The sequence below is a fragment of the Flavobacterium sp. FlaQc-49 genome, assembly GCF_044005985.1.
In the GTDB taxonomy this organism is placed as follows: Bacteria; Bacteroidota; Bacteroidia; order Flavobacteriales; family Flavobacteriaceae; genus Flavobacterium; species Flavobacterium cupriresistens.
The window spans coordinates 611,905-626,277 of sequence record NZ_JBIPCS010000001.1; the positions used below are offsets into that span (position 1 = coordinate 611,905).

Below are 14,373 nucleotides of genomic sequence, written 5' to 3' on the forward strand. Positions count from 1 at the left end.
TTGTTTCGATTAGTGTGATCTTAGGCTCTTATAAAAATTTTGCAGCAATAACTTGTTGGTATTCTTGCGCAATGACTTCTTCTAAAATTGCCATTCCTTCCTCTGCTTCTATGCTGCCAATGCCTAATTGTTTCATCTTATTTCTGTATCCATCTGAGGCTACTACACCTACAGATCCCCAATAGCCCCAGTTAATGATCTGTACCGGAATATTGTATTTTTGTTGAACCGTATAAGCAAAACTATCTTTGTACATACAGGCAGCAGCATAATTTGCTTGTCCCAAAGCATTTACCTGAGATTGCATTGAGGAATAAAAACATATAAAGTCTAATGATTCTTTGGCAAATACATCTATCAAATAATGGCTGGCGGTTGCTTTGGATTCAAAAACTTCGACAAAAGTACTTTCGTCCATTTGGTGAATTAAACAATCCCTAAGTACCAATGCGGAGTGAAATACACCATTAATATTTTGATAGGTTTGCTTAATTTTATGATAAGCCGCTTTTACTTCTTTTTCTAAAATCGCATTACATTGGATATAAACCGGTTTTGGCCCCCATTCTGCTATTTCTTCTTGTGCTTTTAGGATGGTTTGGTTTTCGGGGCTACGTCCTAACCAAATTATTTGGGCTTGGTATTTTTTAACCAAATAGGCCGAAGTAACTTTTCCGATACCACCTGCACCGCCCAGAATTACATACACGCCTCCTTTTTTAAATTTGGTTGTAATCGTTTGTGTTTCTAAAGGATATAGATTTCTTGTATAGGTATTTTGATGACGATACGCTATTATTTCTCCATTAGCGTCATACGGTATTCTTAATAACCTCATAATATCCTGAGCTGTTATTTTATCTGATGTATCTACATCGATAATACGAACATTCCAATTGCTCTGTTCTTTGGCTAATGAACTCATTAATCCCAAAATCCCACTGCCTTGATACTGTACTTTATCACTGATCAATACTTTTTGTGTACGATCTGATAAAACAGTAATGTTTAATTCTTTATGTATGTAAGGAGAAGACAATAGTTTTTTGAGCTGTTTAAAGACTTCTAATTCATTTCTCTCCCAAAATCTTTCTAATGTTGTAGAGGTGTTTTCCTCAGGTGCATCATGAACAATATAGACAGCTGTAATTTTTTCTGGTATTACAGACAGTTCATCAGAATTAAAAATGGCTACGTTTTTATGGATTAAATATTCTCTCAATTCATTTACCATCTTACTTCTTTTATTTTTATAAGAAATAATTAAGGCATTTCCGTTATGGCTCTCTTCCTGTTTCGATAATGTTTCTCTTTTCCATTCAGACACATACATCAAATCGTCTATCGAATAGGGTTCTTGTGTAGGTGCTGTTTTTATATCTAAAGCAACAAAACCTTCAAATTGAACTAAGATTTCACCATCTTCACCAATTAAATCTACATCATAAGTTGGGAGTACTTCTCCGTTTTTTGGCTCTATTTTTTTAGCATATGACCAAAATTGTTGTGGTAATTCTTTATAAATCCTGACCTCTTTGACGCGAAAAGGAAGTTTTGTCGCATTCTTTTTATCAAACCCAAAACTAAGCCCCATCACGGTTTGTACTGCACTATCCAGTAAAAACGGTGAAAGCATATAGTTCTCTTGCGTTTCTGTCAAATAAATCTGAGTCAGGACTTCCGTATCTGAATACATAATATCCTGGATACCCTGAAAATGCTTTCCGTAAGTGATTCCTTTATCCTTTAGCAGTTTATAGTACGCTTCCTGACTTAAACTATTAGGCAATCGCAAGGCTATATTATCTATCGCTACTGATTTTATTGCTGGCAGTGAATCGTATTGAATACTACCATTACTGTAAATAGATGTTGGATCTGATTTCTTTCTAAAATCATAACTCAACCCTTTTTCAGTTTCTTCTAATACAACAACAACCTCAACTCGTTCGTTGTCATTTTCTTGAATAGGTTCTCTAAAGACTACATCAGTAATCCTGGTCACAGCTTGTTTCTTGTACTGATTTCCTACTTCGCGAATCCATTCTATTTGCGCTGCACCTGGTAAGACATTTATTCCATTTACTTTATGTGAAGCAAAAATGGGTTCCAGACCGGAAAAAACACTTTCGTAAGTTGAATCATTTACAATTGTTTGTACTAATGGATGCGCCTTTTGATAAGTCTTTGCTACCGTTTCTTTAGTGTTTTTTGTAGAAACAAACCAATAGCGATCTTTCTTAAAAGGATAGGTAGGCAAATGATTTTTTTGAGGTGTTTTATTTCCATATAAAAGTTCCCAATCCATTTCTACACCCTGACTCCATAATCTAGCAATTGTATCTGCCTCTTTATCTCTAATCAAATTGTTCATAATATCCTGAATATCTTCTTTATCAGGACTATGAATAGTATCTTCATTATTACCAATATACATATCGGTTGATACATAATTAGTTTCAACAAATTCATTTAATCGATTGATACATTCTTTTCGAGTATTTACAACAAATGCCAATCGACATTCCAGCACTTCTCTTCCGGACTGCAGCGTATATAATACATCCTGAAAACCAGTGTCATTACTACTTGATAAATACTCAATCATCGATTTAACCAGACGATTTAAACCATCAGAATCTTTGGCTGATAATACAAAAACAGGTAATGCTTCTGGAGAATGATTTGTTAACTCATCTTCTATATATTCTTCAATAATTATATGCGCATTTGCACCTCCAAAACCAAAACTACTTACACCGGCAATTTTATGTTGCCCTTCTTTCACCTTCCAATCTGTTGTATCTTTTTGAAGATAAAAAGGAGTATTCTCTAACTTCAAGTAATTATTCGGTTGATGCAATAATGGATTTCCAGGGATTTTATTGTTTTTCATTGCCATCAAAACCTTGATTGCTCCTGCTACTCCTGCGGCAGCTTCCAGATGTCCAATATTTGTTTTGATGCTACCAATAGCACAATGAGCTTCTTGTCCATAAGAAGACTCAGTGTCTTTGTATAATGTTTCAAAAGCTAACTTTAAACCTTCCGTTTCAATCGGGTCGCCTAGTGGTGTTCCTGTTCCGTGAGCTTCAATATAACTTACTAATCCAGGATCTATTCCTGCTGTTTTATAGGCTTTTATTAGTAACCTTTGTTGGGCTTTTGGATTGGGAGACGTTAAAGTATTAGCTTTCCCTCCATGATTTTCCGCGCTTCCTTTTAAAATTCCATAAATAGGATTTTTATCTTTAATGGCTTGATCTAAATCTTTTAATATTAAAATTCCAACGCCTTCTCCTCTTACATAACCATTTGCAGCCTGATCAAATGTTTTACAACGACCATCTTTGCTTAGCATGCCTGCTTGACTAAATGACAATGTTAACTCAGGTGATAAAATAGCATTTACACCTCCCGCAATTGCCAATGTACCATGACCATTTCTTATATGTTCTGCTGCTCTGTGAATTGCTATCAAAGAACTGGAACATGCTGTATCGATAGGCTCACTTGGACCATGCAAATCAAAAATGTATGATATTCTATTTACTAAAACGGAATGCGCAGAACCGGTTGCAAATTGTGCCATACCAACTTGATTTGTCTGCTCTTTTAGTAAAGTTGAATAATCTGAACTTGATACTCCAATAAAAACTCCTGTGTCTGTTCCTTTAATTGTATTGATTGAAATTGCCGCATCTTCTAAAGCATGATATACTTCTTGCAATACTAATCGTTGCTGAGGATCCATCAATTCTGCTTCTACGGGCGAAATATTAAAAAACAAAGGATCAAATTCATCTATACCGTCCAGAAAACCTCCCCACTTGCATAAAGTAGTATTTTCTTCCTGTTGTGGATCTCCATAATACTTTCTCCAATCCCATCTGCTCTCAGGAACTTCTGTAATCAAATCTTCTTTATTTTTTAAGTGCTCCCAAAGCTCATCTACATTTGCCGCACCTGGAAAACGCCCACTCATACCAACTATGGCTACTTCTTTTCTACGCGTAACTTTATTTGAATCGGTATCAAAACTTGCTTTTTCCGTCTCTTCTCGAACTGTAGCAATCGCTATGTTCTCCTTTTCATCATTAAAAGCTTGATCCTCCTCTACCGAAAGGGCATAATTCGATTCTAAATGTGCTGCTAATTCCTCTAACGTTGGGTAATTAAAGAACAATGTTGGAGTTATATCCAATCCAAAAAGCTCATTAATTTCATTGCAAAACTGTGTATATAAAATCGAATCAAATCCATAATCTCCAAGTTCTATATGCGAAATTATTTTCTGCGGATTCATTTTAACCAATGTAGCTGCTAGTTGCGTTAATTTTTCCAGCAACGTTTTGGTCGAAATGCTATAAGAATTGGTCGTATTTTCTACCTTCACCGGAACCTTTTCTGATGAAACTTTATAGATAACTGAAGCTTGAACACAATCTGAGTTCAAAATTTGTTTCAATGCTTTTATACCTTCTTCATTAGGCATCGCCTGCATTCCCCACTTTTTTAGTAAAAATGTTTCTGTCTGGGCATTAATTTGCATTCCGCCATTTTTCCAAAAAGGCCAATTGATACTTTTAGTTATCCCGTAGCGATTTCCTTTGCTACGCTGATTTTCTCTATATCTTGCATAATCATCAAGAAAAGTATTCGCTGCCGCGTAATCTATCTGCCCTATATTGCCATGAATAGCGGCTAGAGAAGAGAACAAAACCATGAAATCTAAAGAATCCTCTTTCGTTTCTCTATCAATATTCTTGATACCCTCTATCTTTGCTTTTAAAACTTTTGTAACCTCTGTTGCCGTTTTATTTTTTGCATAACCATCAGCAGTACTACCAACGAGATAAAATATACCATTGATTGTACCAAATTGTTTCCTAATTTCTTTAAAAACGCTGGAAACAGAGGATGCATCCGTACTATCACATTGATAATAATATGCTCCTTCAGGCACTCTTTTGTTAGGTTGTTCACTTCTTCCTAACAGAATCACTTTAGTATCAAAAGTTTCAAGAATAGAGTCGCAAACAGTACGCCCTATCGCTCCGGTACCGCCTACTAATACATATACTCCTGATGTTTTAACTAAGTCATCTTGCTGTTTATGAATCGTAAATTCTGCGTTTCTTTTTTCGAGTCTTTCAAGAGCTGTATATCGTACTTCAACTGCTTTATTAAATTGTTCTTTATTTAATATTTCAAGTATCTCATGGATATTATGAATTGAAAAATCTTCAATAGCAATTACTTTCCCTTCTAAATTAGGATGTTCTAATGTTAGTGTTTTCAGCATTCCCGAAAGGAATCCAAACTGTTCATATTCTTCGTTTGAACCTAGAACAATTAATTGTATTCTTTCTTTTGTATGAACTCTTTGTTTTACATCTTCAAAAATTTGGATATAAGTCGAAATCTCATTTTCAATAGTTATCGATTGAATTTCTGCTTCATAAGAATTTCTGATGGCATCCTCCAAAATTGGATTACCTCCAATCATATATACAATTGTGTGGCTATGAACCGAATCCTGATTTTTGAGACAGGCCACTTTTTGCCATACCACTTCTTGGATATCCAGTGCATTACCAGACTCTTTTTTTCTTTTGTCTTTTACAGGAAGAAATACACATTGTTGAAATTGCACTAAAACATTGCCTTGCTCGTCTAAAATATCTATATCATATTCTTGAACTTTATCCGTTATTTGGTTTGATTTACTTTTGCGAGCATACGACCAAAATGTTTCCGGCAATTGATCCACAAATCGATAACATGTTTTCATACTAAACGGGAGTGCCTGACTTAATACTCCCTCGATCATAATCCAACCTAATGCATTTTGCAGTGCACTATCCAAAGCACCCGGTTGCATCTTGTAACCTTCTTGTAAAGGCAACTGTATTCTCGAAATAGAAAATTCCGGGGTTGAATACTGCTCTTGTATTCCCCTAAAACTTACTCCTAAATCAAAACCTTCTGTTTTCAGAAAAGCATAGAATTCTTCTCTTGAAATCTTTTTTTGACTTAAACTCAACAACCTTCTTACCTCTATTTTTTCGGGTTGCAATGGCTCTTCCAAAATAGCAGTTCCTTTACCATGAATTAAAATACTTCCATTTTCTTTAGTATAAATCTCATAGTTATGATTTTTTGAGTCTGAATATATTCTGGTAAATACATCTTTTTGAGTATTTGCCAAAAGAGGTTGTTGCCAAAAAATGTCTTTCAGTCCCCATATTCGTTTCAAAGTAGCTTCCTCTAAAGCAATACTAGCTTGTTCTATATAAGCAACTCCTGCCAGAACTTTGTTACCATCCACTACATGGTCCTTATAAACCGTTTCTTGTCCTGAATACGTGCTTACATACATGTGCCCGTCTGATGTGACAACATTGCGATGTACTAATGGATGCAATTGATTCTGAACAGGTTCTAAAGCCGATTCCGTTATTATACTAGATTTTACGGGTTCTATCCAATACCTGTCTTTTTCGAAGGCATATGTAGGCAATTGAACTTTTCTTATCTGTTCTTTATCATATAATAGTGCCCAATCTATCTCTATCCCCCAAATCCATGTTTCCGCAAGAATTCTATAGTTCTTTTTGAGGATAGCGGTATCTAATTCCTCTGAACTAATAGATGTTGTACTCTTTTTTCGCTTTTCAACTGTTCCTCTTAATACTGCATGATTAGATGTACCAAGAAATTTAGACAGATGTTGTATGATTTCTTCTTTAGAGTTTCCTATGACGGCTAATCGTTCTTGCATAGCATCTCTTCCCAATTGTAACGTGTACGCAATTGCTCTTAAAGATTCTTTAGACTCTTTAAGGTAATCCAACATTTGCTGCACTTGCGTTTTAAGACTATATTCTGTCTTAGCAGAAAGTAGTATTAATTGTTCCGTACCGTCATCTGCCATTGCATCTGCTTGTAATTCCGGATATTCTTCCAAAACCAAATGGGCATTGGTTCCGCTAAATCCAAAACTACTTACAACTGCACGTCTAAGATTTTCGTTGTTAAGTTGCCAGGGTTTGAGCGCAGTATTAATATAAAATGGGGACTTTTCTAAAGATATTTCATCATTGAGTTGCTCAAAATGCAAGCTAGGTACAAGGTACTTGTTCTTAAGCATGAGTATGGTCTTAATGACTCCCGAAACCCCTGCAGCTTCAGCAGCATGACCAATATTTGTTTTTACCGATCCTAGTGCACAGCTATTATCTACTGCTGATTTAGTACCGAAACTCGTTTTTAGTGCTTCAATTTCTATAGGGTCTCCCAACTTAGTTCCGGTACCGTGAGTCTCTACATACTTAATGGTTGCCGGATCTATATTATATTGGTTATAAATGCGCTGTTGGAGTAAAGCTTGTGCTGCCCCATTAGGCGCAGTAATACCATTAGTTTTACCATCTTGATTGATACCACTAGCTTTAATTACAGCATGTATTTGATCTCCGTCTTTTATAGCGGCATCTAATCTTTTTAGGAATAGTACGCCCACCCCTTCTGATGAAACAATACCATCGCCTTTATTATCGAAGGTTTTACATTTTCCATCCTTAGAAGCCATTCCTACTTGACTTGTCCAAATGTGCAATAACGGTGTACACATTAATTTTACGCCTCCTGCCAAAGCCATATCTGATTCTCCGGATACGATACTTTGATACGCTCTATCAATAGCGACTAACGAAGATGAACATGCCGTATCCAGCGTTAAAGCTGGTCCTTTTAAGTTTAGTAAAAAAGCAATTCTTCCCGCCAATATAGCTTGGGAATTTCCCATAAAAGCAAAGCCCTCTTTGTCAGCTTGATTTTGTGCCAATAGCTGTTGATAATCACCTGAACTTGCCCCTACAAAAACTCCAATGTTTTGTTTATCAATTGCTTTTGATGTATAACCTGCGTCTTCTATTGTTCTCCAACATTCTTGTAAAAATAAACGATGCTGAGGATCCATTACTTCTGCCTCACGAGGTGATATTCCAAAAAACAAAGGGTCAAACTTATCTTTGTCTTTTATAAAACCAGCCCATTTACTATACGATTTTTTCTGCTGTTTGGGGTCTTTATTATACCAATCGATGTCTTGCCATTGTTTTAAATCTATTTCGGAAATAGAATCGACACCTTCCTTTAAATTTTCCCAAAACGCTACTACATTTTCTGCTCCCGGAAAACGGCATGACATTCCGATAATAGCCACATCAGATGCTATAGGTTTCTTAGAATTTACAATATCCTCTACCTGCACTTCTGCGCTTACTTTTCTTTCTTGTTGTACTGCTAATTGCTTCTGATCAATTTTTACAACTTCTAAGTTTTTAATTGTGATCAACTTACCATAATCCGAAGCTATTTCTATCGAAAAAAGAAATTTATCATCCTCTGCTTCGTGGCAAATCATACGACAATCATAATTTACATCAGACTGTGCCGCTGCATGAATATTGATCGCTTCTATACGGTAAGGCAAATACATGACTCCATCTATTTTTCCTTGACGTTGTTGTATTGCTGCATACTGTATGGCAAATAATAGTGCTCCATCTAACCACTGAGACACATAACTAATAGCCCGATTCTGTGGTTTTGTAACTGCAACGATGCCATTAGCAAATTCTCCTTCAATTTCCAGAGATTTTCTTACTTGAAAATAACTATCAGACAAAATATCTTTAGTCCAATCTGTTAATGCTTCGAGGTCTAGCTTAGTTCCTGATGCTTTAGGTGTATAAAGGAAATCATCGATTAAACCAACTTCTTCTACAATAGTTCCCCTAACATAAACCTTCTGTGATTCTTTGTTACTAATTATAAAGCGAATTATTCCTTCGCTAACTTTTTTTAAATTCAGTACAATAGGAACGGTTTCTCCTTTTTGGGCAATTAAAACTTCCGAGATGCGGAATTGTTTTAACGTCAAGCTTTTTTTGCCTAATTGCTCTCTAAAAAAACTATATAATAATTCAACATAAGCATCTGTTGGTAAAATGTATTCATCGAATACTTTGTGATCTCTTAAACATGGTGTATTTGCGATACTTAAGTGATATTCAATATCAGATTCATTATCCTTTTCTATATTTCCAATGATAGCAACTGGCTTAAAAAAAGAATTAATACTACCATTTCCTTCTTCTTGTCTGTTGCTTTTAATTCTATAATTTGAAGCCAAATGGGCATACAACTCAGATAAAGTTGGGTAACTGTAGAGTAAGGATGTTGGGCATTGTGTACCAAACTCTTTGTTTATTTTCTTGACGAATTCTACACCTAAAATAGAATCTAAACCTAATGATACAAAAGTATCTGTACCCGAAACTTCTTCTTTCTCTAAGTATAAAAGTTCTGCCAGAATATTTTTTAGCTCCTCTTCTTCAAATACATTTATAATTTCCTGTTCAACACTTTCTACAAAAGACTCTTTTGTTTCGTTAGTTGCTGTTAATTCAAGACTTGATATTATATAATTACTTAATTCTTCTACATTAGGATAGCTATAAATTTGTGATGCAGGAATTGAAAGCTGCCATTTTTTATTGATTTTTTTCACCAATTCTACTCCCAAAATAGAATCTAAACCTAATGTTACAAAAGTTTGTGTGTCGTCTATTTCAGATTCTTCCAAATACAATAACTCTGATACCAATAGCAACAACTCCTTTTGAATAGTAGGATGTTGAGCGCTATAATTATCTTGTACTGCGTAATTTTTATCGCTTTCTTTACTTGATAAAGATGTTTTGTTCGCGGGGGTGATTAAAGCTTGGTTACCGCTGTTTATTACCTGTAAGTGTACTGCTAATTCTTTTACAGTAGGATGGCTATACAATTGTGCTGTAGCAAAATCAATATTCCATTGTTTTCTGATTTTTTTCGTGAATTCAACTCCTAAAATAGAATCTAATCCCAGTTCAACAAAAGTCTGGTCGGGTCCTAATTCTTCCGGGGTCACATATAATAAATCACATAGAAGTTCAATTAGCTTTTCTTCATACCCCTCCATTAGAGTTTCAGTCGATAGTACTTCCGTTTCATTTTCAATAGTAATTTGCGGATCACCAAAAGTTTCGATTGGTTGCAACTTAATTTTAACAACGTCTTCTTTTTTATTTGCAATAGTTGGTTGGACTAGTATCTTAAATGCATTTGCTAACTCTTTTACTGAAGGATAACTATACAGCTTTGCCGTACTTACGGAAATCCCTAAAGCTTTATTTATCTTTTTTATAAATTCAACACCTAAAATAGAATCTAAACCTAACTCTGCAAACGTCTGATCTTCCTTAATTTCTTCCTGTTCCAGATACAATAAATCTCCTAATATTTGAGATAATAGTAATTCTAAATTCTCTCCCAGATAAGGAGATACGGAAACAACTTCCTTCGCAACAGCAGGTATTTGGTTTAAAGGCACAAGCTTAATTTTAGCTGCAGTAAAAATCTTCTTTGATTCCATGGAGGCTACTACGTTTTCTTGGAGAGGTATAATCGTTTCTTTTGTAAGCTCTGCTTGATGTATAATTGAAGTGGTTTGGCTTTCTTTTCTTTCAATTTTTTTTCCTATCCAAAATCTTTTCTTAGCAAATGGATATATTGGCAATGCTATCTTTGAAATTTGAAGTTTATCATATAATTGTTCCCATTTTACAATTCCTCCTTTACTCCAAAACATCGCTAGTGCCTCAAAATTTTGTTCGATTATATACTGCTCTGCTATAGACTCCTCTTTATGAACCTCTTTGCATTGTTTTATATTTTCTATATAGTACAATGCTGATTCTTTCTTTTCTTTCGAAAGGAAGCTTTCTAACTTATTTATTAAGTCATTATAATCTTTATATGTAAATGCTAATCGCTCTGCAAATTCTTCTTTGGCTGTTTGTAATGTATAGGCAAAAGAAGCTAATTGAATTACTTCTTGCTTTTCGATCCAGTTATACATTTCATGAGCATATCTTTCTAAACTTTCTTGGTTTAAAGCTGATAATACAAACACCTGCATCGGTAGCTGAATGTATTTGTCCATATCTAATTTCGGATTCTGATCATATGCTTCGACTACTACATGCGCATTAGTTCCTCCTATCCCAAAACTACTAACTCCCGCTCTAAGGGGCACGTTAGTAGATGATTTCCATACTTGTCCCTCAGTTTGAATTCTAAAAGGACTGTTTTCTAATTCGATATGTGGATTTAATGTTTCAAAATTTAATGTCGCAGGCAAATATTGGTTTTGCATTGACAACAGCACTTTTAATAATCCAGCAATTCCTGAAGCAGCTTCCAGATGTCCAATATTGGTTTTAACAGACCCTAAACTACACCATTTTGTTACTGAATCAGTATGCTGCATTTGTTCAAAAGCATCTTTAAGTGCTTTAATTTCAATAGGATCTCCCAGTTTTGTTCCTGTTCCATGTGCTTCTATATAACTAACCGTTTCTATCGGAACATCCGCTTGCTTGTAAGCATTAGTTATTAATTTTTGTTGTTGAAACGGATTAGGTACCGTAATTCCTCCTGAATAACCTCCATGATTAACTTCTGTACTTTTAATTATTCCTAAGATTTCATCCCCATCTTCCTGAGCTTTATCTAAAGGTTTTAAAAGCATTACAACAGCACCTTCTCCCCTTACATAACCGTTTGCTTGTATATCAAAAGTGTGACATTTTCCATCTTTACTAAGCATATTTGCATTACTGTACGCTATACTTTTTGTCGGATGGCACATCAAATGAATTCCTCCCACAACTGCTTGATCACATTGTTTTTGTTTCAACGCTTTTACTGCCTCAGCTATAGCTACTAAAGATGAAGAACAAGCTGTATCAATACTCATGCTTGGCCCTTCAAAATCATAAAAATAAGAAATACGATTCGCTAAAAGAGCAATTGCATTACCGGTAACAATTCCTTCTTGTGTTGCGTCATTTTCTGTCACTACACGTTCATAATCACTACCACTTACCCCAATAAACACACCGGTATTACTCTTCTTATAGTGACTTGGTTTTTGTTTTGCATTTTCGAACAACTCCCAAGTTAATTGTAAAAGCATTCGCTGTTGCGGGTCCATTAATTGAGCTTCTCTGGGAGAAATTTCAAAAAATAAAGAATCAAAACTGTCTATGTCGCTTAAATAGCCTCCATAATTTATTCCTTCATATTTATTCTCGATTCCTTCAGGCCAAATCCATCTACCTTCCGGTGTAGTTGTTATTGATGAAATACCATCTTTAAGATTCTTCCAAAATAACTCGGGAGTATCGGCATTAGGTAATCTGCAACAAGTACTTATTATAGCTATATCAGAACTATGGTTTTCATTTTTTTCTTCTATCTTCTGATCTTCACTTACCGATTTCCCTAAGCAATACGATACAATTTGTTTGACTGTATACAACCCGAAGAATCGACTTGGATTTGTTTTTAATCCACACTCCAGATTAAGATACTCCGATAGTTCGGTATAAATGATCGATTCTACACCTAATTTGCGTAAGTCTGTATTTAGATCGACTTCACTACTTTCATAAACTGAATTAAAAAAGTCGATGATAATATCCGAAAGTTCTTCGGACGTTATTTTTATATTGCTATCAGCGATTTCTTCGTGAACTCTCTTGGGAGTTTCTGTTACTTCATTTTTAACAGACGCATTTTTTTTATCATTCTGTAAAATTTCGTTTTCTTTCTTTACCCTTTCTACAATTTCACTTGCTATACTTACTTTTTGGTTTAGCTTCTTGACCGTAAAAATCTTGGCAATAATTTGACCGTCTTCTTCCCTGTACAATGACGATGTTAATCGTATGGTTAAATCATCTACCAAAAGGGCTTGATCAAGTTGATATATTAATTTTTCATTAGGATTAGCATTTCCATAATAATGAATATCTCTCGCAGTACAAATAGCATGAATTGCCCAGTTTATTTTTTCTCCATCTACAAGAATATGCTCTTCAAAAAAATGGCGTTCACATTTATCACTAATATTTGGGTAGGAAGCAAAATATAACAGCCCTACGCCGTTAATATCGTCATAAGGTTCTACTTCATAAGTTCTGGTAAACAGCGGTTCTGCCAGTATAGTAAACTCTGAATCATAAAAATAATGCTTGTTAGACGTTTCTTCCTCGGCAGTAGGTAAAGAAGCTATGTGATTCTTTACATTAAAAAAAGCTTTAACGTATTTAGGTATTATTTTTAATAATGGTACTTTGGAATCGTCTTTTTGAACAGGTGTCCCTTTGACTAAATTTTGATTATCGTCATTTTTTCTCGCTGAAAAAATTGAGATCATTGAGGTTTGCAAAGTACTATCACTTGTTCTGTTTTTTACCGTTCCATTGCTTAAAAACATTTTAGTTTTAAACTGCTCTAAACAGGACTCGATTATCGTTTCATCGTTCTCTACAAATCTTTTTAATCCTATATCATTTTGGCAACTCCATTGTATTCTAACAAAACTGGCATAAAGACGTTCACCATTACTATCAAAGATAGCATCTGAAGGAGCTCCCAACCCTTTTGATATCATTTCCCAATGAATATCCCCTAATTCTTTTAAAAGCCAATTCTCAGACATTCTCCCATATAACATCTGAGGGATATTTAGAGAGTAATCTCTTTTTAAACAGTAAGTATTCATTTTTGGATGATTTTGCCTTTTTTTATTATTGAAGTAAATTCACATTGATTATTAAAGACACTATAAACATTTAAGCTTTTAATCTCATATACTGGGCGTCAAATCCCACTTGGTTTGGTTCTACATTTCACAAAACTAATTTTCAATTCTATATTCTTTATAGCTAAATATTACGTAACCATCAAATTCATTAATCAGTTTCTTTAACAAATAAATAGCACTTAAACTATATATTGAGCTATTGAATTTTTATTGATGAGACTATTAAAATAATTTGGTTCATTTGCATTAGTAACGACACAAGGCAGACTATTTTGTTTCTGGTACTCCCTAAGAACTCCCTCTCTTTTTAATGCCCTTATCTTTCTATACCTTATAACCAAATCAATGTTATATAACACTTTATTCTTACCTATAAACTCAATATTTATATTTTTCGGGCACAACCAGCTTTCTATTGTACAACTTAATTTAGTAACCATTTTGAAAGATCATGTAAGACTCTTCATTTCTATTCTAAACTATTTTCTACAAAGTCTAAATTCCCCTTAAAAACATTAATTTTTAACGTTTAGGCATAATCGATTTTACGCGAAAATAACAACAACATCTATCTAAAAATTACGGGCTTTTGATATAAAAATTACGGGCTTTTATGATAGTTCCAATTTTTAAATAAAATTAAATCA

The 14,373-nt window shown here is 34.5% G+C and carries 1 protein-coding gene; it reads right to left on the bottom strand.

Going from position 1 to position 14,373, the window contains the following annotated elements:
- Positions 1–28: 28 nt before the first annotated feature.
- On the bottom strand, positions 29–13,684 hold the full coding sequence (locus ACHRV3_RS02205; RefSeq protein ID WP_395434376.1) for an SDR family NAD(P)-dependent oxidoreductase: 13,656 nt from the start codon (positions 13,682–13,684) through the stop codon (positions 29–31).
- Positions 13,685–14,373 lie beyond the last annotated feature (689 nt).